Below are 25,261 nucleotides of genomic sequence, written 5' to 3'. Positions count from 1 at the left end.
TATACACTATAAACAATGATAATATCTTTATTTGTTTATATATGTCATTTAAAATTGTTAATTTGGAGGATTATTTTATGAAACATATGAAAAATTTAATATTTTTACTTGCAGGTTTTTTAATTATTTCTACATCATTTACTATTAATGCATATGCATCAACTCCACCAGATGTAGAAGGAGCAGGCGTAGTTCTTATGGATGCATCCACTGGACAGGTTTTATTCAACAAAAACATGGATGAAAAATTACCTCCTGCATCTACAACAAAAGTAATGACAGCTCTTTTAACTTTAGAAAAAACTTCTTTAACTGACAAGGTAACAATCGGAAAAGTTCCAGCTTGTGCAGATGGTACAGCCCTTGGTCTTGAAGAAGGTGAAGTTATGACTGTTGAAGACCTTCTAAATGCATTAATTATAGGCTCTTGTAATGACGCAGCCGAAGCCTTAGCTGAGCATATTAGTGGTTCTATACCTGAATTTGCAAACCTTATGAATAAAAGAGCTGATGAACTTGGTGCAGTTAACACTCATTTTGTTAATCCAAGTGGTTTATATGATAAAGATCATTATACAAGTGCCAAAGATCTTTCATTAATTTTAAGAGAACTTTTAAAACATAAAGAGTTTGAAGATATAGCTCAAAAACCTTATTATAAAATCTTACCTAATGAAAAGGTGAAAACAGAAAGATGGGTTACTAATAGACTTACTATACTTTCTAAAAATTCTAGTACATATTACCCATACTGTATAGGTGGAAAAACTGGATATACAATAGATGCTAAACATAGCTTTATAAGTGCAGCTAGAAAAGATGGTGTAACCCTTATTTCGGCAATTATACATACTGATGATAAAGCTAGATATTTCGAAGATGGTGTAAAGTTATTTGAATATGGATTTAATAATTTTAAATTAACTAAATTCCTAGGTAAAGGTGATGAATTAACATCAAAAAATATTAATTCTACAAGCATTCCATTGTTAAGTGAAAATGACTTCTATTACCTAGAAAATGTTGATAAAAAAAATACCCCTAAAATAAAATTTAAAAACACCAATTTAGATAAAATTGATTTTAAGAAGGATGATGTTGTTTCTACTGCTACTATTACCTTAGATGGTGATAAAATTGGTAAAATAAATCTCTTAAGTGGAATAGATAAACCGGAGAATAATATTATGGAATCTGGTAATATTGATTCTAGGGTTTTAATGGCTTCTGCATTATTAATATCATTAACACTTATATTTGTAACTATGATAATTCAAAGAACAAAGCGTACAAGAATAAACCTATAATGTTTTTATAATAAAACATAATTGATTTTAAAAATAAAGTGAGTATTAACAATTTGTATATTGTTAATACTCACTTTTTTACATATAATTTAAATTTTTATTTGAATATAGCAACTTTATTGACTAATTTTCTTTAAACCACCATCTACAACTTGATAAGTAACAGAAGTTCCTTTTTGCAGCTGAGCTTGGTTGTCTGTATTGACAATTTGTAATCTGTTATTAGACTCTAAATGGGTAATTGTAATTATACTTCCTTCTTCAATGGAAACTACTTCACTATTTTTAGAATAATTAATAGTTCCAATAAAATTCTTAGAATACACAGTTTCTTTCTTGCTATTTTGAATTAAAATTGAAGCATAAGTGTTTGGAAAATAACTATGAACAATACCTTCTGATGTACTTATTGTTGCTTCTTTTTCAGTTAAATTCATTTTCATCTCAGCAAAAGTCCTATCAGCATATCCTCTAAAAATAGCACTGAATTCACTTCCGTAATAAGTTGCTTTATCTGGAACAGGAATTTCATTTGCTGAAACTTCAGTTACACCATTATCTTTTATCTGATAATTTATGCTTGATCCTTTAGTTAATTCTAAGTTATTGCTTGTATTTGTAATTAATAAACGGTCATCTGCTTCCCTATGCTTTATTGTTATATAGTATCCAGCTTTAAGTGGAATATTTTTTATCAAAGAGTCATTTAATTTATCTCCAATAAAGTCTTTTTCATAAACAGAATTGCCTTCAGCATCTTTAATTACAATTGATGCATAGCTATCTTTAAAATAAACATGTGGCTTATTTGCTTTTATATCAAATTTTGCTTGTTGGGCATTTAAATCTAAATCTAATTGTGCAAAAATCACATCTCCTAAGCCTTTAAAAGTAAAATTAAAATTTTTACCTATATAAGGATTTTTACTAGGCTTTGGTATACTTCCTGGATCAACAGATTTTAATTGATTTTTACCAATTTGATATGAGTTAGTAGTATCTTTAGTAAGTTGTAAATTTTTATCTTCATTGGTTATAAAAAGTCTATTTGAATACTCTCTATGCTTAACTGTTAAATAATAATCTTCTTGTAGAGGAATATTCTCTGTTGAAGCATTATTTATTTCATTACCAATAAAATCTTTAGCAAAAACAGTTTCACCATTTTTATCTTGAATTAAAATTGATGCGTAACTATCACTGAAATAATAATGTGGCATAATGTTTTCAACTACAAGTTTACTAGTTAAATTTGCAAGGTTCAGGTCAAGTTTAGCAAATTGTTTGTCGCTATATCCTTTAAAGTCAAATCTAAATGATGAACTCGATTCACCTTTTGTTGTAAATTTTAGAAAACAAGGTCCAGAGTAATTATTAGCTTTATCAAATGCTCTAAGAATTATAGAATAATCTGTGTTAGGAGTTAAGTCTTTTAAATCAACAGTTGTTGAAGTGGAAGACCCTATATATTTTTTATTGATATTGTCCCATACCCAGTATTTATTGACGCCTACATTATCAGTTGAAGGATCGAATTGTATTTGGGCTGAAGTTTCTGTTATATTTATAATTTTAGCATTCTGTGGTATAGTTGGTGCTTCAGTATCTGTAGTTTCAGATTCATTACCATTTAGTTTAACTGTTTTAGTAACAGTATTATCAAATAAATCTGTAATATTAACTTTAGCGTAAAGTCCATTTGAACTAGTTAATTGGGCTATTTCATTTACTGAATCCTTATATGACTTTATGTTGTCTATTATTTTAATTGGCATGCCAGTCATACTAGAATTGTTGTAAATTTCTATTTTTCCTTTAAATTGAGGTGTACTTTGATCTTTTAGCTTCCATGAAATATTTAACTTACCGTTTTCATACTTTTTATTTATAATATCAAAATCTAAATTTCCCATGTTAGGCTTACTTGGTTGATTTAATGTAAATACTTGTCCATTACTTATAGATGGTTTTGTATTACCACCTGAAGTGACCCAAAGGTACTCTGAATTTGCTCCACCATTCCAATTTCTTTCTTGATATTGAGCATTTATTCTTTGTTGATTTAAAGAATTCCAAGTTCCAATACTTGTTCTACTATAAAAGTTTTTTAATCTTGCTTCTCTTTCTGCATATCCAGTTCCAGCCCAATCCTCTTGGAACATTCCATAAGGGTTATTAAATTTAACATTTGCTACTGGAAAATCTAAAACAGCTATTTGCTTCCATTGTTTAGTTAATTCATCTCTTACCCATTGACCAAATTTTGTATGACCATCTTCTTGCCAGCTACGCATAGTCATCTTATACCAACTGTTTGGTTGCCAGTTATATTCTGTTTCCACTTTCATTCCTTCACCTTCTCCGCCAAAACGTGATGAAGAAGAACTTGGTGAAAGATATTCTGCTTCTATTGCTTGCCTAACAGCAATAGGATCCCAAATTGAAAAATGTAATGTACGTTTGCTACCTTGTTGTTGGAACCCAGCATAACCTCCAGCTTCACCACCAGGATTCCAATTGTGAACTGCCCAATAAGTATACGGTGGGTTTTTTGTTGCAGACCAATCAACTGTCATTATGTCTGATGGTTGGTTTTGTACTGAACGGACATACATTGCAGTAGCGCCTGAATCTGCATGAGCTACTTTTGCATTTCCAATTCCTAGTCCCATTAATATTGTCATGACCCCAATTAACAAAGATTTTTTTTTCATAAATTATCACTTCCTTTTTTGAATTTAAGTGTACTTTTATTTTATAATATTTTCTTTAAACCACCGTCTACAACTTGATAAGTAACAGAAGTTCCTTTTTGCAACTGAACTTGGTTTTCTGTATTAACAATTTGTAATCTGTTATTAGACTCTAAATGAGTAATTGTAATTATACTTCCTTCTTCAATGGAAACTATTTCACTATTTTTAGAATAATTAATAGTTCCAATGAAATTCTTAGAATACACAGTTTCTTTCTTGCTATTTTGAATTAAAATTGAAGCATAAGTGTTTGGAAAATAACTATGAACAATACCTTCTGATATACTTATTGTTGCTTCTTTTTTAGTTAAATTCATTTTCACATCAGCAAAAGTCCTATCAGCATATCCTCTAAAAATAGCACTGAATTCAGTTCCGTAATAAGTTGCTTTATCTGGAACAGGAATTTCATTTGCTGAAACTTCAGTTACACCATTATCTTTTATTTGATAATTTATGCTTGATCCTTTAGTTAATTCTAAGTTATTGCTTGTATTTGTAATTAATAAACGGTTATCTGCTTCCCTATGCTTTATTGTTATATAGTATCCAGCTTTAAGTGGAATATTTTTTATCAAAGAGTCATTTAATTTATCTCCAATAAAGTCTTTTTCATAAACAGAATTGCCTTCAGCATCTTTAATTACAATTGATGCATAGCTATCTTTAAAATAAACATGTGGCTTATTTGCTTTTATATCAAATTTTGCTTGTTGGGCATTTAAATCTAAATCTAATTGTGCAAAAATCACATCTCCTAAGCCTTTAAAAGTAAAATCAAAATTTTTACCTAGATAAGGGTTTTCACTAGGCTTTGGTATACTTCCTGGATCAACAGATTTTAATTGATTTTTACCAATTTGATATGAATTAGTAGAATTTTTATTAAGTTCTACATTATTATCTTTATTAGTTATAAAAAGTCTATTTGAGTACTCCCTATGTTTTACTGTTAAATAATAACCTTCTTTTAACGGAATATTTTCACTTGAAGCATCATTAACTTCACTTCCAATGAAATCTCTAGAAAAAACAGTCATACCATTTTTATCTTGAACTAAAATTGAAGCATAGCTATCTTTAAAATAATAATGTGTTTTAATATTTTTAACTGTAAGTTTACTAGTTAAATTTTGTAGATCAAGATCAAGTTTAGCAAATTGTTTGTCACTATAGCCCTTAAAGTCAAATGTAAACAATGAACCTTTATTTACCTCTTGATTTCCGTTAGTTAAATTAACTGTTTTAGTAACTACATTATCAAATAAATCTGTTATTATTACTTTTGCATAAAGACCATTTTCGCTACTTAATATAGCAGATTCATTTATTTCATTTTTATATGATCTTATGTTATTAATAGTTTTAACAGGTGAACCTGTCATACTAGAATTATTATAAATTTCTATTTTCCCTTTAAATTGAGGTGTACTTTGATCTTTTAGTTTCCATGAAATATTTAACTTGCCGTTTTCGTACTTTTTGTTTATAATATCAAAATCTAAATTTCCCATGTCTGGCTTACTTGGTTGATTTAATGTGAATACTTGTCCACTATTAATTGATGGTCTAGCGTTACCGCCTGCACTAACCCAAACATACTCTGAGTTTCCTCCACCATTCCAATTTAATTGTGGATATTGAACATTTATTTGTTGTCTATTTAATGAAGCCCAAGATTTGTCGCTATCTCTTCTGCTATATGCATTTTTCAATCTTGCTTCTCTTTCTGCACCTCCATTTCCAGCCCAATCCTCTTGAAACATTCCACCAACATTATTAAATTTAACATTTGCTACTGGAAAATCTAAAACAGCTATTTGTTTCCATTGTTTAGTATATTCATCTCTTATCCATTGACCAAATTTTGTGTGGCCATCTTCCTGCCAACTACGCATAGTCATCTTATACCAACTATTTGGTTGCCAGTTATAATCTGTTTCAACTTTCATTCCTTCACCTTCACCACCAAAACGTGATGAAGTAGAACTTGGTGAAAGGTATTCTGCTTTTATTGCTTGCCTAACAGCAATGGGATCCCAAATTGCAAAATGTGCAGTACGCTTATTATCACGTTGTTGAAACCCAGCATACCCTCCAGCTTCTCCACCAGCATTCCAATTGTGAACAGCCCAGTATGTATACGGTGGATTTTTCACCGCAGACCAATCAATTGTCATAATATCTGATTGAGGTGCTTGTTGTGGATTAACATACATAGAGGTAGCATTAGTTCTTGCATTTGCTACTTGTGTATGGCCAATCCCCATTGCCATAAAGGCACTTATAATTCCAAGTAATAAATATTTTTTTTTCATTAAATATTGCCCCCTTTTTTATTCTATGTTAAATTCTAAATTTACTATACATATGGTACCCATCCTCTTATATATATGATAAATTAGTGGTGACTTCTAATGGATTTCCAACTTGTAAATAACCAGTTATTAAATCCGATATTCCTCTCTTTGTTGTTTGTTGTTCAAACTAACTACTAAAGGAATATCGGATTTTTTCTATAGTTTTTTATTTACTTATTGCATTCTTATTTAAGCTGAAAATTTCAAGCTCACTCTATTTTTATTATTTTATAAGCTTCCAATATGAATTCCCTGATGAAGTTCCTGGTTCACCCCACCAAACAGTCTCATTTCCTGAACTTCCACCTGTTTGTAAATAAGTGTTACCTTTATGAGTAACCTTAACTCCTGGTGTGTACCCAAGTGAACTTTGATGTGAGTCACTCCATTCTTCTATTGTTTCAACATAGTTTGGATCGTCTCCTATAGCTTTCCACTCTGTTGCACCTGAAGAACCTGGTTCTGCCCACCATGATGCACTACCACTAACTTGTTGCCATATCTTGCCTTTGTGTCTTACCTTTGTTCCCGGTAGATATCCTTTAGATTGAGCATATTCTCTACTCCATTCAGGTAATTCATCTATTACTATTTCTTTTACTGTTACAGTACGTTCTTTAGTAGTTGTTAGTCCTTTACTATCTGTTACACTATAAACTAATTTATATGTCCCAGAAACTTTGTTATTAACCTCTCCTGAAACTTTAATGCTCTTTGTTAAATCTCCATCTTCTCTATCAATTGCAGATACTCCATCTAAAGCATTAAAAGAATCTCCTACAGTTATTGTTTTATTACTAACTCCATTTAAAACTGGTGCACTATTTTCATTAGGAGGTGTTACCCCACCACCTGATCCAAAAGATCTAAATATATTAGTAAATGCATATTGTGATGGTATACCACTATTATCATCTAGCTTAGCATCTCTATTCATTGACCAAAATGATGTCATACCAATTTTTCTATCTATTGCATGATCAACAACTAATTTTGCCCATTCTGTTGTAAATACAGGATGATCCGTAGATTCATATCCTATAGAAGGGGTAGTCCCAAGTTTTCCATAAGCTTCTTCATCAGTTAAATCCTTTGAAGCAAAGCGCTTATAACAATCCTTTAATTGATCTTTAGAACTATCTACTGCTCTTAAGGATGCTGTTCCATAGTTTTCACCTGGCTGTAAAGTACCTTGTCCATAACACATAGTCATTAAATTAACTACCTCTAAATCAACACCTTGTGAAAGATATGCATCTAGAAGGTTTATTTGGTCATAAGTTAATCCACTTGGTAAAACTGGTACAGTTAATACTACCTTAACTCCAGTTGCATCTTGTACTTTTTTTACAGCTTTTGCATTAGCTATATTTTTAGTTTTATCTTGTGCTGCTCCCTCTATATCTAAATTAATATTAGTTAATCCATATCCTTTAACTAATTCCATATAAGTGTTAGCTAAAACTTCAACATCTTGAGTTGCTTCCCATAAAGTTACTCCATTGGCTCCACCAAATGAAATAGCAACATCTCCACCATTTTCACGAAGTTCTCTTATAGATTTTTTGATACCTTGATATTGGTCATTAGTATTATTCTCTTCATTTAATACTGAATATCCTCCCCAACCCCACTGAAGTTTACCATCTTTAATATCTCCTGAAAGTGTTTGTATAAAACCTAGATTAAAATATTTAACACCTGTATCTTGTGAAATTCTAGTTAGGTTTACGCATCCATTGTTTGAGTAATCAGGGTTTGTTATCCATGAAACCATATCTGTAAATGGTGCATTAACTTGTTTTGGCCATTCTATACCTTGTCCAACTCCAAAGTTTAAATCACTTTCCTCTTTTTCCTTAACTGTTATTATACGTTCTTTAGTTGCTTCTAATCCTTGTTTATCCTGAACTTTATAAGTTAAATTATATTTTCCAGCAGCATCGGTATTAACCTCTCCTGTTACTTTTATATTATTTGTTAAAATGCCATCCTCTTTATCAGTTGCAGTTATTCCCTCTAAAGCATCAAATTCATCACCTAATTCTACTGTTTTATCTGTAACTCCTGAAAGTACAGGTGCTGTATTTGTAGGAGTAATTTTATCATCTCCAAATATTGTTTGACGAGCCATTTCATTTCCTGCCTCTGTAAGACGTTGAACTAATTCTATATTTTTTATATTATCAATATTTTCTGGTGCCTTATTTGCTTTTAATTTAAATGTATAGGACTGTCCTTGTTTAATTTCTTTTCCTTCCCATACTGATTTAAGATCAACCACTGTATATCCATCTTCATTTGTTACTTTACCAGCGGTGTAATCTCCACTTAATTGTTCTCCATCATTCTTTATATAGAACTTAGGAAGCTTCAAACTTTCTGCTGATGTTTCAACACTTTTTAATACATCATTAGATTCATTAGGAGTTTCGTTATTCTTTATAGTTATTTCGTATCCGCCACTATTTCCCCAAGATTCCTTATAAGTTTTAACTGTTGCCGTAACATTTAACTTACTATATTTTATTTCATATTCAGGTAATTTGTTTTCTCCAAACAATCCCTGTTTTGTTGCTTTTGTTAATTCATCACGTTTACTACCATTGTTTGTAGGAGCATCTTGTCCTGCCATCCATCCTATCATACCGCCTAATTCATTATCATTTACATATTTAGCTTTTTCACCTACAGACTTAACATTGTCGTAAGTAAATAAAGCTCCTGAATTTGGATCATAAAGATATGGTGCCTTTGCCGAATCATCCCAGTACTCCTTAACACCTGGGTATTGGGATTTTAAACCATTTAAACTACGGTATGACCAGACTCCGCCACTACGTCCACCATCACCCATAGTAAGTGGTGCTTCATTTTTTGCTCCACTTGTTGGTGTTTGGTCTGAATCTTTTGTAATAACTTGAGCTTGTCCAAAAAGTCCTGGATTTTTTGGATCGCTTCCTCCTACAACTTTTTCCCATCCACGTGTATAGTACGCAGCTCCTACAACTATTTTATTAGCCTCTGCTCCCTTGCTTTTTAAATAATTAACACTTTCATCTACGGATAATCCTGCTCCTTTGTTAGGATCATTAGGATTTGTATATAAGCCTGTTTGATGTCCACTTGTTGTATTCCAAGCTCCATTCATATCGTAAGTCATTATATTAGCAAAATCTACAATGTCAAATAATGACTTAATATCTATACCCTTATCAAGCTGTGCTTTTGATGCTGGAAGAGCAACTGATAATTCATATGGCCTCTCTAGCTCTACTCCTTGCTTATCTATACCATTTCTTAAATCTTTTAACAGTTTTATATAGTTTTCTTTGTCTTCTGGAATACTATTTAAAGTTCCCTCATCACGTTGGTTATCTACTAAATCTGGTTCACGTACTGAACACGGATATTCCCAATCTATATCTACAAAATCCATATTAGTATATTTAATAAATTTTAAAACATTATCTACAAGGTTTTTTCGCTTAGCTGAATCTCTAGCTACTACTGAAAAATCCCCACTTTTTGACCATCCACCAAGAGATACACCTATTTTCAAGTTAGGATTTTTAGCACGTAATTCCTGTAATGCTGATAATACTCCAGCATTACTAGCTCCCCATTGCACTCCTTCTTCTCCTACTGGTGATTCAACTGCTGCTCCCTTATCTGTAAAAATCAAATTTCCATTACTATCAAAATCTAAAAATGCAAAATTTAAATGTGTTAATTGATCTGCTGGTATGTCTTTTGGATAAAAATTATCTTGTCCACCCCATATTGACCAATCACCATAATACATTACATTACGTTTCATAGATTTTGAATTTTCCATTGCTGATGCGTTTACAAATGGTGCCACTGGTACAACTGCTCCTAATAACATTGATGCTACTACACAATTTGCTACTGATTTTTTCATTTTTTTAAATGCTCTTTTTGCCATTTTTTTATCTCCCCCTGGTAATAAAATTTATTAAATATATAGATGTTTTTATTAACTGTATCAATATTTCAGGATATTTATTTAATTAAATTTAATTTTTTACTATATAAACATATTTTTCTTATATTGACTTTATTTTAACATATATTTTTTATTTTTCAACACTATTTTTCTGTAAGTTTAATTTGTTATTTAATTAGTTTTAAATTTAAATTTAAAATAACAATATTTTTTTTATAATTATAAAGTAATCATTTATTTTTTTGTCTTAAATTTATTAATTTATTGAATATATTGTTATTTTATTATCATATTGTTCTTTAATACACCTCTATTAAATTGTTTAACATAAAATTACTTTACAATCAAAAAATGGCTGCACTACGTTTTAATTGACAATTTAAAATTTATAATTGTGGTTGAAAATCACAGATTTTTCTTTAATAAGATCTTTTTATTTTGGAAATCTTACTGAGAAGATTTTTTCATTAACTTGTCACTAATTAAAGTTTTAATTCAAAAACTCTTTAATCTTAGTTTTATCTACATTTTAGGATAAAATTTATTTATACTTTCCTGTACAAATAAAAAAATGGTTAGATACATGTTCTACAGTGTATCTAACCTTACCAACTATACTGTTATTAAAAATATATGATATAAGCTTTTATTTGTTACTTGTTATTTATTAAATTCCTTGACTCTCTTTTCTTAAGTAGTACATAATCACTGCTCAATAGCTCTATACCTTAGAGTTATCCTACTGTTTATCTAGACTAATCAAACTTCCATCTTAATCTAAAAATCTTTTGATTTTAATTTTTCTATTAACGCTTCCATATCTTTTGGTAATTTACTTGTAAGCTTTATAATCTCTCCTGTCTTAGGGTGTGGAAACTCTAATCCATATGCATGAAGACCTTGTCTTGGTATTATTTTTTCATCTTCTTCAAATCCATATAATGTATCACCATATATTGGACATCCAAAATGATTAAGATGTACTCTTATTTGATGGGTTCTTCCTGTATCTAAGGATAATTTTACAAGCTGACCTTTCTCATATCTTTCCATAACTTCAAAATGGGTGATACTTCTTTGCCCTCTTTCATCTATTACTCTTCTTACAGGATCCTCATCTGATCTATATATGGGTAAATCAATAGTTCCCTTATCATCCTTCAAATTTCCATGAGTTATTGCTAAATATATTTTTTTAAAATCCTCTTTCTGCATATCTCTAGATAATGCCATATGAGCATATTGATTTTTTCCTATTATAATTAACCCAGATGTATTCATATCAAGTCTACTAACCAATCTTACTATGCAGTTCTGATTAGTTTCCTTAAAGTAATACAAAACTCCATTTGCCAAAGTTCCACTTCCGTGACTTTTAGTTGGATGCACTACCGTATATGGTGGTTTATTTATAACAATTAGATCTTCATCTTCATAGACTATATCTAAATCCATTTTTTCCGGCTCTATGTTTTGACTTTCTTCTTTTGATAATATTATTTCTACTAAATCACCAGTTTGAACCTTATAATTAAGCTTCACAACTTTATTATTTACAAGAAGTCTCTTGTCCATAGCAGCACCTCTTATAAGCCTTGTTGATAGCTGCAATTCTTCTTTTAAATATTCCCTTATTTTTTTATTATGAAAAGATTCTTCTACTGTTTTCTCTAGTTTACTCATTTTCTTCTCCTTTTTATTCTTTCTTAAAATCCTTGCCCAACGTTATTATTATATCAAAATTCCCACCTTCATCGGGAACATATTCAACATTATTTATATTTAAATCTCTTTTTAATATTTCCTCTACATTTTTATCTTCTCTTTTAACTATTATTTTGCTTTCTTCCTCAGCTTTACCATTACCTACTGTCACGTGAGCATAACCCTTGTCTCTTAATATTTTCCCCATATCTTTAGCTAATCCTCTTGTTTTAGTTCCATTCAGCACTTCTACATTTAATGTGTCCTTTACTTCTTTTTCACTTTTAATCTTATCTACTCTTTCACTTTCACCATTTAACAATGCTAATGCTTCTTCATTTCTTCTTTTATCATACAAGAAATAAGATATACCATTAATATATTTGGTGTCCCCTTTTAAAGTGTATTGATTAAAATTATCTTTATCTATTTTCACAAATCCCATACCATATTTTAAAAGCTCATCACTACCTAAATCCATTTTTACATACTCAGGTATAATCTTAATTATATTTCCTATTTTGGTAATTATTTTAGGAGATGTGACTTTATCAACTACTTTATTCATTAGCTTATGTTGATTTTCTATTCTTCCTAAATCTCCATCTATAAATCCACTTCCATCATTATTTTTTCTCCATCTAAAAAATTCTTCTGCTTTTTTACCATCTAAATGCACGTTTTCTCCTTTTTTAAAATTTATGTGGAGATTCTGAGTATTATCGTCATATATCATATCTCTATCAATATCCATGTCAATTCCACCAATAGCATCTATAAAACTATTGAAGCCTGCATAATCTATAGTTACATAATAATCTATACTGGTATCCAATAATTCTTCCACACTCTTCTTTGCTAAATCTATGCCACCTATAGCATATGCTGCATTTATCTTATTTTTCTTTTTATTTATTTCTATATAAGTATCTCTTGGGATTGATAACAAACTACATTTATTACTATCAACATTATAATTAGCTACCATCATAGTATCGCTTCTCTTTGGAATATTATCTCCAGTCAATGTGGCATCTCCTATATCTAAACCTAATATCAACACATTTATAGATGACTTATTTTTATTTATTTTACTGTTTTTACTTTTATTTACATCGAAGATTGAAAAAAAAGACGCTGAAGTTAATCCAGCTATTAATACACATATAAGTAATGTTAAAATTATAAAAGGAATACTTTTCTTTTTATTTTTTTTTCTCATAAATCATCACCCTTTTATATTATTTAAAATCAATTAAATAATTTCTCGCTTTTATTGTATTTTCATGCAATAACAGCCCTCTATCTATGATAAATTTTATATTATCATCTAAAGATCTAAGTATACCATCATCTAAATTATCAAATGTAATTATTCTAAGTTCTTCTACCCCAAGGAAAACCCTATTTGGCTCTATACAATCAGCTATATATATTATTTTCTCTAACAAAGTCATATTTTCACGTCCAGTAGTGTGATATATAGCCGCATTTAATATATCCTCATCGTTTATACCCATTTTTTCCTTAGCAATTATAGCTCCAGCTAAACCATGAAGAAGATATGGTGATTTTTTTTCTATGGTACCTATCTTATACCCCTTACCTGTACAAATCTCTATAAGTCTTTCATCACTTTCATATTTTGCTACATCATGTATAAGAGCTGCATAGATTGCTTTTTCCTTTGAACAATTATATATATCTGATAATCTTATTGCAGTTTCTACGACACCTAATGTGTGCTTATATCTTGATTCCTTTAGATTGTTTTTTAGATAGGCTTTTATTTCATCTTGAGTCCACATACGTCCACCTCCTCAGCAAATACATTAAACTTAATATATAGTTTTCTTATTTATAGTTATTAAAGAATACATATCAAACTTATATATAAAGATTCAGTTCTTTTATGATATAGTTTACACTAGGTGGTATTATATACGATAGGTTATATCCTTGCCTTACTTTTTCCCTAATGTAGGTAGATGATATGTTTAATTCTAATAAATGCAAAAATATAATCTCTGTTTTAAATTGTTCTTCTACTTTTTTCTTTTTTTCCATAAGACTTTCCACACTGAAACCCGGCCTATAAAACACAACAAATTTGCATACATTAAATATTCTATCTATGTTTTTCCATTTATAAATCTGGTCTAAACAGTCTGCCCCAGTTATAAAATACATCTCATCATCTTTATTTAAAGACATTTTCATGTATTCCAAGGTTTCATAAGTATAACTAAATCCATTTTTGTCTATTTCATAAGAACTTACAAAAAATTTTTCATTATCTCTTATAGCAGCATTAACCATCTCATATCTTAAGCTTCCATCTGTTATAGATTTTCCTTTTTTATGAGGTGGATTACCACTTGGCATAAAAACAACTTTATCTAAGGCTAGAATATGTAAAGCTTCCTCTGCTAAATATAAGTGACCATTATGGATGGGATCAAACGTCCCACCCAAAATTCCCACTTTCATACTATTTACTCTTGTTTGGCTTTGGTAACTCTATCTTTGGATTCTTTCTAGATTGTCTATAAAGAACTACTTTATTACCAATAGCTTGAATACCTTCACACTTTAATTCTTCACATATTGCATCTGATGCTTCTCTTGCTTCATAGCCACTATTATTTAAAACAGCAATCTTTAAAAGTTCTCTAGCCTCTAATGCATCATCTATTTGTTTTAAAAATGCATCCTCTATTCCATTTTTTCCAAGTTGAAATATAGGACTTATTCCGTGAGCTAAACTTCTTAAATATGCTCTTTGTTTTGTTGTTATCATAGGTTACCTCCAATTATAATAAGAATTCAAATTCAAAATCATTTAATCTTACAATATCTCCATCTACTATACCCATTTCCATTAACTCACTTATTATACCCTTACCTCTTAAAACTTTATGGAAGTATCTTAAAGAATCTGGCTCATTTACATTAACTGCAAGTAAAAGTCTATCAACAAATGTTCCTTCTACCACATAAACCCCTTCTTCATTTACTTTAATTGAGTAAGTGAATTTCTTCTCTTCTGGTATAAACATATCTTCTTGTGATATTTCAAGTTCTTGTACTGGTATTTCTGATAAAAGCCTTGCAGCTTCTTTAATTACAGGTTCTACACCTTGACCAGTTGCCGCTGACATCTTAAATACCTTGTTATATCCCATTTCTTTCATCTTAGCTTCAAAGTTTATAAAAACTTCATCATCAAACAACATATCTGTTTTATTAGCTGCTATTATTTGAGGTCTAGTAGATAATTTTTCACTATATCTTTTAAGTTCATCATTTATCTTTATAAAATCCTCAACAGGATCTCTTCCCTCTATTCCAGATATATCAACAACGTGTATTAAAACTCTAGTTCTTTCTACGTGTCTTAAGAATTTTAAACCAAGACCCACTCCTTCAGCAGCACCTTCTATTATTCCAGGTATATCAGCCATAACAAATGGAGATATTCCATTTACTGCAACAACTCCTAAGTTAGGTTTTAATGTTGTGAAATGATAGTTAGCTATCTTTGGTCTTGCTTTTGAAACTTTAGATAATAAAGTTGATTTACCTACATTAGGGAATCCTAGTAGTCCAACATCAGCTAAAAGCTTAAGCTCAAGGGTTATATATGTTTCTTCTCCTGGCATTCCTGGTTCTGCAAAGTTTGGCGCTTGTCTTGTAGGTGTACAGAATTTTACATTTCCTTTTCCACCTTTTCCTCCTCTACACACAACATATTTATCTCCATGATGTGAAAGGTCAGCCATTATTTTACCTGTTTCAAAATCTTTTACTATAGTACCCATTGGTATCTTTACTATAAAATTATCTCCGTCTTTTCCGTAACACTTTGAACCAGTTCCATCGCCGCCTCTTTCAGCTACGTATTTTCTTTTATATGTAAAATCTAAAAGAGTTGTCATATTCTTATCTGCAATTAATATAACATCTCCTCCACGACCGCCGTCTCCTCCATCGGGACCGCCTAGTGGAACATATTTTTCTCTTCTAAATGAAACAGAACCATGTCCGCCATCTCCTGATTTTACAAATATTTTGGCTATATCTATAAACATATTATCACCTTCAATATTATAATTCTACATTTTACAAAATTTACCTTCTTTTAGAGTTAAATTTATATAAAATTTAGTTGTTCCCTTTATTATTTGCATTTTTAAAGTTTTTATAATTTTAAAAAAGCACCCTTATTTTTAAAGGGTGCCTTTAAATAAACTATTCAGCTATTACTTCTTCAACGTCTACTGGGTAAACGCTAGCTTTCTTCTTATCTTTTCCCATTCTCTCGTATCTTACGACACCATCGATTTTAGCGAAAAGAGTATCATCCTTACCTATACCAACGTTAGTTCCAGGATGTATTTTAGTTCCTCTTTGTCTAACTAATATGTTTCCTGCTAAAACAAATTGTCCATCTGCAGATTTAACACCTAGTCTCTTAGATTCACTATCTCTACCGTTCTTGGAGCTACCAACTCCTTTTTTATGAGCAAGTAACTGTATGTTAACTAATAACATGGGGCTACACCTCCTCTTCATCTACTTTTATATACATACCATAAATTAGCTCTAGATTTTTCAAACCCAAATGCAAAGTTTTCATTAAAACTTGACATTGTTGAATTTCAGAAGCACTATTTCCATTAAGATCTATGTAAATCTCACCTTCATTAGCACTACAATTAGCTTTTACTTCTAGAACATTAACAATACCATCACCTATAGTGCAAGATAAAGTAGTTGCTGCTGCACATACTATATCGCTACCCTCTTCAGCATAGCCTGAATGTCCTTTCAAAGTAACAGCTACAAGCTTATCATTTTTTTTCAAAAACTTAGCTTTAATCATAATTAAGCTTCTATTTTCTCTATAACAAGCTTAGTATATGGTTGTCTATGTCCTTGCTTTCTTCTGTAGTCTTTTTTAGCCTTGAACTTAAATACAACAACTTTTTTAGCTTTATCTTGAGATAAAACCTTAGCTACAACTTTAGCTCCTTCAACTACTGGCTTTCCAACAACAAACTCACCGTTGTCCTTAGAAACTGCAAGAACCTCAGTTAATTCAACTGTAGTTTCTACTTCAGCGTTTAACTTTTCAACGAAGATTACATCTCCCTCAGCTACTTTATATTGCTTTCCACCTGTTGTTAATACTGCGTACATTAAATACACCTCCTCTATCCAGTCTCGCCAACTCGGGTACACAAGCTAATGTGTTCACTTAAAAACCTTTCGTGTGCGGTCTACACAAAGAATTTTAACACAAACAATATCCATTGTAAAGTTTTTTTTATGTTATTTTTCGTCAAAATCTATTTTATATTTTGATAAATTTTCTATTTGTTTTAAAAATATTAAAGGTTCCACCTTAAAATATTCAACACCTTCAGTAAAATTCAAATATATATTTTTGTTAAAACCATTTATTTCTTTAACGAAGTTGAACAAATCATCTCTTATTATTTTTTCATACATGCTATTCATTTCTATGTAGATATCTTTTAATGAATTTTCTCCATCCTTTTTAAGAATATCATTTTTTATTAAAAGGGTTATATATGATGCTTTTAGTCTTTTACCCTCACCTTTGCAACTTTTACATGGTTCTTCCATATATTCATATATAGTTTTTCCTCTTCTTCTTCTAGCTATTTGAACTAAATCAAGCTCTGTATGAGGATAAACTACTGTTTGATTTTTATCTCCATAAAAACCTTCTTTTAATATGTTTATTATTTTTCTTTTGTCTTCTTTAGACTCCATATCTATAAAGTCCACAAGAATTATTCCACTTAAATTTCTAAGTCTTACTTGAGTTGTTATTTCTTTTGCAGCTTGCATATTTGTTATAAATGCTGTTCTATCTATTGATTTACCAATAACATTTTTACCTGAGTTTACATCTATAACATACATAGCTTCAGTCTTATCAATAACAATATGTCCACCACACTCCAAGTTTACCTTGTTATGTCTTAATGTTAATATTTCTTTTTCTATTCCATAAAAATCAAATAAATTTCTATGCCCTTCATATAATGAAATATCTATTGATATATCTTCTTTATCTTTTATATATTCATTTATTATAGAATAATCTTCACTACTATCAACCATTACTTTTGTATTTTCTTCATTTACTGCATCTCTTAATACTTTATTTAGTATTGTTTTTTCTCCATGCAATAAACCTGGTTTTAAAGAGTATAAAAAACTCCTTTTTATTTTCTCATATTTTTCGCTAAGATAAACTACTTCCTTTTGTATAGAATCTACAGAAACCATTTCACCTTGAGTTCTTATCATTACTCCTAATTTTTCTGGTAATACTAGATTCTCTTTACATTTTATCTTAAATTCATTACTTAATATTTTTTTTGAAAAACTAAGCCCTTTTTTGTCATTGCTTAAAACTACATACCTACCTGGAAGTGTTACCTGATTAAATACCTTTGCTCCTTTATCATTTAACTCTTCTTTCATAACTTCAACTAATACTTCTTGACCTTTTTTTATAGTTTCATTTGTTAAATGTAAATAAGCGTTTTTTTCATATCCTATATCTACAAATGCACTTTTTATTCCTGGTACTATATTCTTAACTACGCCCTTATATATTTCTCCAGGTATTGGCTCATTTTTTTCTTCTTCGATAAAACATTCTGTTAGTTTTTCTTTATCTTTTATAGCAACACGTCTTATGTGTTCTCTTTTTTCTATAAATATTTCTTTCATATTTACACATCCTACTTTAAACTTTTTACAAAAATAGAAATTAAGGAGACAATCACTAGTACTAATGTTTTATAAAAAATCATAAATTTAGTATATAGATTGACTCCTTATTTATATAATAGAATGAATGTACCTTAAGATAAATTACTACTATACATATTTATATAGTGGAACTAACTTATTATCTTTGTTTGCAAACATTTCTATTCTGTTTATATAGGTAAAAGCATTTTCTACTGAACCTTTAGTATGTTCTTTTATATAAGTTGCAAATAACTCTGGAGAAAGGTGGTTTCTGCTTCCACAAGCTGCTTCTAAATTTATTATTACATATTCATCTTCTTTACTAACTGAAGCACCTAAGATATGTGGTTTTATATCAACCATTTTTTCTCCTTTCTTACTTTTTTTAATTATTTCCATTTTAGGACTTTCTAAAAGTTCTTCTATTTCTTTTACTATATTATCATTTCCACTGTATTTTATCTTAACAGTGTAAGTTGCAGCATCTATAAGAGCCATACCTTGTGGCACTTTCTTTTCATTAGGATTATTTATAACCTTTTTAACTTCTAAAAATTTTATGCCCACATTACTTAACTCATTTAATTTATTTTTTATTGTGTCTTCATCTAATTCTTCTGCCAAAACTAAATCTAGATAATCACCATTAGAAGAATGTCCTACTGACAAAGGTTGAGCCATTGAAAGCGCCATATGCGGATTAAATCCTTTAGAGTATTCCACTGGTAGTTCTGCTCTTCTTACTATTTTTTGAATAGTTCTCATTAAATCTAAATGAGCTATAAATTTTATTGAATCATCTTTAGTGAATTTTATTAGATAACGCACCTTCAAAGCACACCCCTTCCTTAAAGTTTACATTTACTCCACAACCTGTACAACCTTCCCTACAGTTCTGTGTAAGTTCTGCTTTTTTAGCTTTTTCGTTTTCTATTTCAAGATACTTTCTATTTACTCCTATATCTATGAAGTCCCATGGAAGTATTTCTTCATAGCTTCTTTCTCTATATGCATAGAAATCTCCGTCTACATTACACTCTTCCATAGCTTCAATCCAAGTATCAAAATTAAAGTACTCAGACCAACCATCAAATTTAGCACCTTTTTCATAAGCTTTAATAATAACATCACACATTCTTCTATCCCCTCTAGCTACAACTGCTTCTAGATAAGATACTAAAGACTCGTGATAATTATAGGTAACAGCTTTACTCTCTATGCTATACTTTACTGCTTTAATTTTCTCAACTACATCTTCCATTCTAGCTTGTGCCGCCCATTGGAAAGGTGTAAATGGCTTAGGTACAAATATTGATGTACTTGCTGTTACTCTAAGTCCTCTATTCCTAACCTCTTTTGGTACCTTAAAATACTCACCAGCTACCTTATCCGCAAGATGTGCTATTCCTTGTACATCTTCTATAGTTTCATAAGGTAATCCTATCATGAAGTATAACTTTATTGTAGACCAACCTGATTCAAATGCTGAGTGTGCTGCCTCTAATACTCTCTCTTCTGTAACACCCTTATTTATTATATCTCTCATTCTTTGAGAGCCAGCTTCTGGTGCAAAAGTAAGTCCTGTTTTTCTTACCTTTTGAATTTCTTTTATTAAATCTACTGAAAAAGCATCTATTCTTATTGATGGTAACGATACAGAAATCTTATCCTTACTATGTTTATCCATCAAATTTAATATTAGACCTTGTATGTCTGAATAATCACATATACTTAATGAGCTTAAAGATATTTCATTGTATCCTGTATTTTTTAACAAAGTCTCCGCCTGATTAAGTAATGTATCCTTGCTTTTTTCTCTAATTGGTCTATATATCATTCCCGCTTGACAGAATCTACATCCATTAGTACATCCTCTAAATGTTTCAAGAACCACTCTATCATGAACTATTTCTGTAAATGGAACTATTATCTTATCTGGAAATTCAACATTATCAAAATTGCTTATGAATCTTTTAGCTACCTTAACTGGAACATCTTCATATTTAGGTTTAAACTCTTTGATTGTGTTGTCTTCATTATAAGTAACATCATAAAGAGATGGTACATATACCCCTCTTATCTTTGAAATTTCTCTCAAGAATTCTTTTTTCTTTCCCTTACCCTTATATTTTTTATAAACCTCTAAAACATCATCCATAACTTCTTCGCCTTCTCCGATTTCGAAGAAATCAACTATATCATAAAGTGGTTCTGGATTATATGCACAAGGTCCTCCAGCCATAACTATTGGTTCATCTTCTCTTCTTTCAGAAGCTCTTATAGTTATGTTAGCCATATTTAACATATTTAATATATTAGTGTAACTCATCTCATATTGAAGAGTAAATCCTAGAAAATCAAATTCACTTAAAGAATCTTTAGTTTCTAAGGTGAATAATGGTATATTACTTTCTCTAAGTAATGCTTCCATATCTGGCCATGGAGCAAAACACCTTTCACAATATGTATCTTCTCTTTTATTAATTGTATGATATAATATTCTACTTCCTAAGTGAGCCATACCTACCTCATATGTATCTGGAAAACAAAAAGCAAACCTTATATCTACTTTTTCTTTATCTTTAATTACAGAGTTTAACTCTCCACCTACATATCTTGCAGGTTTTTCAACTCTGAACAAAATATCATCTAAGTTTTTTTTCATCTAAAATTTCCTCCTTAGGATATTAAAATTACATAAACTACGTTCTAAAACACTATTATAAGAATAAATATGATTTTTGTAAACATGAAAAAGTAGCGTAGCTACTTTATAGTTACAAGTTTCTATTTTAGAATCAAAGATTTTTATACTTTCCTGTACATAAAAAATCAAGAGGTTTGTATGTCCTCTTGATTTTTATAAATTAATACTTAATATTTATATACTCTTCTATTGATATATTACCATATACTTTTAATGCTTCTACAATTTCCTGTTCAAAAATTACCTCTTTAAATTCCATATTATCATCTAACACAGTAAATATATTGTTTTTATTTTTATCCATTATATTCATAAGGTAAAGCAAATCTTTTTTATAATATACAGATATACTTTTATTTTCTATATAGCTCTTTTTTAAAAATTTTGATTTTTTCTTTACTATATCCCCCATAATTATATATACAACCCTTTCCTTCTCCTTATGTGATATATACAGTATAAGTATGGCCATAAGTAATATACTGAAATTTACCACACCATAAATATATGATATTATAAAGAAAATAATCATAACAATTCCAGTAAAAAAACTAAGTTTAATTACAATATTATTCGCTCTTTTATATATAATTTTTTTATTTAAAATACATCTGATTATTCTTGCACCATCTAAAGGAAATGCAGGAAGAAGATTAATCAGACCTAATGCTAAATTGCTTAAAGCACACCATAAAACAAATTCACTACTTAAATACTTATTTATACTCCAAAATATAAACCCTAATATTAAATTAAAAATTGGACCACTTAATGATATTAAGATATCTTCTTTTAAATCTAAGTAATCAAAGCTGTTACTTTCTATGTAGGTTCCCATTGGAATTATTTTAAGCTTAATATCTGATACTCCTAATAATCTAGCTGTTAATACATGAGTTAATTCATGAAGAAATACAAATATGAATGCTATTAAAAATGCCCTTTGGAATCCTATCATAATAAGAATTACTATATATGAAATAAGTAGTCTCTTCTTTTTAGTCATTTACGTCTCCTAAAACTAATTTCTAACAAACTCTAATGGATTTTTCTCCTCACCCATATAAGTTATTTCAAAATGAATAAAATCATTTTTTCCATCCTTATTTTGAGCCCCTTTACCAACAACATCTCCAATATTAACAGCTTGTTCTATATCTACATTAACTTCTTTCAAAAAATAGTACTTACTCTCAATACCATTTCCATGGTCCATTATTATATATTTACCACCTTCATTAAAGTCTCCGACTTCCTTTACTCGTCCACTATTTGTTGCAACTACATCACTATTATTACATGCTATATCCAATCCTTTATGAACTTCTCTATTAAAACATTTGTCTTCTTCTTTATTAAATTCGTATAATATGTTGCCATTACAAGGAATCATATAATTTTTTTCTATCACATTTCTAGCCGAAGTAAATTCCCCTAATTTGACCTTAAATTTGTCCAAATAAGTACTTACTGATGAATTTATACCATCAATTTTAAATTCTTTTAAATTGCTAATATTTATAGATTTATAGTCATAGTTTTTAACATAGTCTATAGCATTTTTATAATCATAATTTTCACTTACAACTTTTTTACCATATTCATATGCATATGCTGTTTCTGATGTTTTTATTACTTTACATCCTATGATAATAGTAAATAATAGAAGTGTTCCAACAAGTTGAAATATTATAGTTTTTCCTGGATTTTTAGTGCCAAAGTTCGGTATTATCGATATGCTACTCTCTTTTTTTCCATAACCTCCTCTACCTTTATTAAGAGTATTGATATTCCCATATCCACTAATACCTCCATTACCTAAATTAGTATTTATTCTATTATTATCTGTATGTTTTGTCCCCTTCCTATCTCTTATTCCTAGGTTTTTATAATACTTCTCATATTGAGTATTATAATATCTCATAACCTCTCCTCACTTATATTAAATTGCTACCTTATAATATATGATTAAGTTTTATAATATTATTCTTATATAAGGCACATTCAAAAAAATCCTTTGAAAATTTCAAAGGATTTTTTATTAATCTCTTTTTTAATGTAACTAAAAACACTTCTACAATTACTATATTAGTAGATACCTGTATGCAATTAACATCATATACTCTAAGTAGTACTGAGATGTTAATATCTATCTTAAGAATATAACAAAATCTAAAACTTTTTAAAAGTTTATTTTTTTACGCCTCATACCTACATTAAGAACAATGGCTAAAGCCATATAACTTGCTAAAACAGCACTTCCTCCATAACTTATAAATGGAAGTGTTATTCCTGATATAGGCATTACACCTATTGTCATACCTATATTTTGTAATATAGAAAATATCCATGTTGATACAAATCCAATACAAATCATACTGCCGAATATATCTTTAGAACTCTTACCTATATTTATTACTCTATAAATTAGTATTCCATATAAAAGTAATAAAAAAACTCCTCCAATGAAGCCCCAATGCTCAGCAATAACAACATATATAAAGTCTGTTTGACTTTCAGGAACAAATTCTGAAACATAACTTCCTGTTTTCAGCCCTATTCCATATACTCCACCTGATCCTATACCTATCATTGATTGTTTTAATTGAAGCCCTATTCCAAGTTCATCAGCAGATGGATTCACAAATGATAAAAGTCTTTTTTTCCAGTGAGGTTGCATAAGAGGCGAATTCCAAATAAGAGCAATAAAGGTAATAATAGACATAAAACTTCCTACTATTACCTTTATATCTAACCCTGATACAAAAAACATTCCTAATACAATGAAAAAACATATCATTGTAAGTCCCATGTTGGGTTGAAGCACTATTATGAGCATTGGTATTCCAGCATAAATTGCTAATATCAAAAAATTTTTAATATCATTTACATTGCCCTCCATCTCATCTAATTTTTTAGCTAAAATTAAGATTATGGCTAGTTTCGCAAATTCTGCTGGCTGTATAGATAATGGCCCTATCCTAATCCACCTTCTTGCACCATTTACAATAACTCCAAAATATCTTGTAAAAATAAGAGATGCTACCGTTGCCCAGTAAAATATAGGTATTGCCTTTTTTATTAAATTATAATCTATAAGTATTAAAAAATAAGCTGCACATAGGCTTATTATAAACCAACTCAGTTGCTTTATAACATCTGATATACCACTTGCAAGGTATATGTTTAATGCTCCAAATATAGATATAATTATTGAAATTATTACAATTGTAAAATCTAGTTCTCTAAATAATCTTAAATCTGAATTTAGTTTTCTAAACATGCTTATCCCTCCTTTCAGATTTATCTAAATAGTATAACATATTAAATGTTTTTTTTAATTTACAAATATATTAAGTTCATGAACTTTTACAATATATTAACTAAATATATTCATAGAACTACTATTACTTCTTAAATCAAGAATAAGCACTGATACAATTCTGGATAAGTTCATCTAAACTTTTTTATATTTTCTATATGATGAATTAATATAAAGTTAAGTGTATTTTTTACAAATATACTTACACCTTTAAATACATTTGTAGAAAGTTTTTACTTATAAAGTCATGACCACCCGTAAAACGGGTGGCATGCTCTAGCCCTATAAGGGCATATTACTGGCTGTGTCTTAAGACACGTTGAATAAGATCCGCCAA

At 29.6% G+C, this 25,261-nt stretch carries 19 protein-coding genes; 1 reads left to right on the top strand and 18 read right to left on the bottom strand.

Features of this window, described 5'->3' with window-relative positions:
* The first annotated feature begins 77 nt into the window (after window positions 1–77).
* A complete protein-coding gene (locus BM119_RS10495; protein WP_177199389.1) occupies window positions 78–1,307 on the top strand; it encodes a D-alanyl-D-alanine carboxypeptidase family protein in 1,230 nt (409 codons plus the stop codon).
* A gap of 116 nt (window positions 1,308–1,423) precedes the next feature.
* Here the strand turns inward: BM119_RS10495 and BM119_RS19605 are convergent, their stop codons facing one another.
* The 18 genes from BM119_RS19605 to rodA all read right to left on the bottom strand — a co-directional run bounded on the left by BM119_RS19605 (window position 1,424) and on the right by rodA (window position 24,885).
* Window positions 1,424–4,021 (bottom strand): putative mucin/carbohydrate-binding domain-containing protein, encoded by a 2,598-nt coding sequence (locus tag BM119_RS19605; protein ID WP_143087316.1) that lies wholly within the window; start codon window positions 4,019–4,021, stop codon window positions 1,424–1,426.
* A gap of 41 nt (window positions 4,022–4,062) precedes the next feature.
* The gene (locus BM119_RS10485) at window positions 4,063–6,381 is read right to left on the bottom strand and encodes a putative mucin/carbohydrate-binding domain-containing protein (protein WP_090041274.1); all 2,319 of its coding nucleotides are present in this window, start codon (window positions 6,379–6,381) and stop codon (window positions 4,063–4,065) included.
* A gap of 265 nt (window positions 6,382–6,646) precedes the next feature.
* Window positions 6,647–10,372 (bottom strand): glycosyl hydrolase family 18 protein, encoded by a 3,726-nt coding sequence (locus tag BM119_RS20415; protein WP_090041273.1) that lies wholly within the window; start codon window positions 10,370–10,372, stop codon window positions 6,647–6,649.
* 798 nt (window positions 10,373–11,170) lie between these two features.
* The gene (locus BM119_RS10475; RefSeq protein ID WP_090041271.1) at window positions 11,171–12,076 is read right to left on the bottom strand and encodes an RluA family pseudouridine synthase; all 906 of its coding nucleotides are present in this window, start codon (window positions 12,074–12,076) and stop codon (window positions 11,171–11,173) included.
* Between the two features lie 13 nt (window positions 12,077–12,089).
* On the bottom strand, window positions 12,090–13,319 hold the full coding sequence (locus BM119_RS10470; RefSeq protein WP_090041269.1) for an LCP family protein: 1,230 nt from the start codon (window positions 13,317–13,319) through the stop codon (window positions 12,090–12,092).
* A gap of 19 nt (window positions 13,320–13,338) precedes the next feature.
* Window positions 13,339–13,905: a bis(5'-nucleosyl)-tetraphosphatase (symmetrical) YqeK gene (yqeK, locus tag BM119_RS10465; protein ID WP_090041268.1), complete on the bottom strand. Its 567-nt coding sequence runs from the start codon at window positions 13,903–13,905 to the stop codon at window positions 13,339–13,341.
* A 79-nt stretch (window positions 13,906–13,984) separates the two neighbouring features.
* Complete coding sequence (gene nadD / locus BM119_RS10460; RefSeq protein WP_090041267.1) at window positions 13,985–14,587, bottom strand: nicotinate-nucleotide adenylyltransferase; 603 nt, start codon at window positions 14,585–14,587, stop codon at window positions 13,985–13,987.
* Between the two features lies 1 nt (window position 14,588).
* The gene (gene yhbY, locus BM119_RS10455) at window positions 14,589–14,897 is read right to left on the bottom strand and encodes a ribosome assembly RNA-binding protein YhbY (protein WP_090041265.1); all 309 of its coding nucleotides are present in this window, start codon (window positions 14,895–14,897) and stop codon (window positions 14,589–14,591) included.
* Window positions 14,898–14,910: 13 nt separating this feature from the next.
* Complete coding sequence (gene obgE / locus BM119_RS10450) at window positions 14,911–16,188, bottom strand: GTPase ObgE (RefSeq protein ID WP_090041264.1); 1,278 nt, start codon at window positions 16,186–16,188, stop codon at window positions 14,911–14,913.
* Window positions 16,189–16,348: 160 nt separating this feature from the next.
* Window positions 16,349–16,651, bottom strand: coding sequence for a 50S ribosomal protein L27 (gene rpmA / locus BM119_RS10445; protein ID WP_090041262.1), 303 nt, complete (start codon window positions 16,649–16,651; stop codon window positions 16,349–16,351).
* Window positions 16,652–16,655: 4 nt separating this feature from the next.
* The gene (locus BM119_RS10440; protein ID WP_090041260.1) at window positions 16,656–16,982 is read right to left on the bottom strand and encodes a ribosomal-processing cysteine protease Prp; all 327 of its coding nucleotides are present in this window, start codon (window positions 16,980–16,982) and stop codon (window positions 16,656–16,658) included.
* A gap of 2 nt (window positions 16,983–16,984) precedes the next feature.
* Window positions 16,985–17,299, bottom strand: coding sequence for a 50S ribosomal protein L21 (rplU, locus tag BM119_RS10435; RefSeq protein ID WP_090041259.1), 315 nt, complete (start codon window positions 17,297–17,299; stop codon window positions 16,985–16,987).
* Window positions 17,300–17,431: 132 nt separating this feature from the next.
* Window positions 17,432–18,871, bottom strand: coding sequence for a ribonuclease E/G (locus tag BM119_RS10430; RefSeq protein WP_090041257.1), 1,440 nt, complete (start codon window positions 18,869–18,871; stop codon window positions 17,432–17,434).
* A 150-nt stretch (window positions 18,872–19,021) separates the two neighbouring features.
* Entirely contained in the window at window positions 19,022–19,723 is a 702-nt protein-coding gene (locus BM119_RS10425) for a TIGR03936 family radical SAM-associated protein (RefSeq protein WP_090041374.1), read from the bottom strand.
* Window positions 19,698–21,560 carry a TIGR03960 family B12-binding radical SAM protein gene (locus BM119_RS10420; protein WP_090041256.1) on the bottom strand — a complete coding sequence of 621 codons (1,863 nt, stop codon included), beginning with the start codon at window positions 21,558–21,560 and terminating at the stop codon, window positions 19,698–19,700. Before BM119_RS10420 ends, BM119_RS10425 begins: the two co-directional genes overlap by 26 nt.
* Window positions 21,561–21,762: 202 nt before the next feature.
* On the bottom strand, window positions 21,763–22,608 hold the full coding sequence (locus BM119_RS10415; protein WP_090041254.1) for a site-2 protease family protein: 846 nt from the start codon (window positions 22,606–22,608) through the stop codon (window positions 21,763–21,765).
* A gap of 15 nt (window positions 22,609–22,623) precedes the next feature.
* A complete protein-coding gene (locus BM119_RS10410) occupies window positions 22,624–23,526 on the bottom strand; it encodes a M23 family metallopeptidase (protein WP_090041252.1) in 903 nt (300 codons plus the stop codon).
* Between the two features lie 258 nt (window positions 23,527–23,784).
* A complete protein-coding gene (gene rodA / locus BM119_RS10405) occupies window positions 23,785–24,885 on the bottom strand; it encodes a rod shape-determining protein RodA (RefSeq protein ID WP_090041251.1) in 1,101 nt (366 codons plus the stop codon).
* Window positions 24,886–25,261 lie beyond the last annotated feature (376 nt).

The organism is Clostridium frigidicarnis (genome assembly GCF_900111985.1).
In the GTDB taxonomy this organism is placed as follows: Bacteria; Bacillota; Clostridia; order Clostridiales; family Clostridiaceae; genus Clostridium_Z; species Clostridium_Z frigidicarnis.
This window is presented reverse-complemented; position numbering and strand designations above follow the sequence as displayed.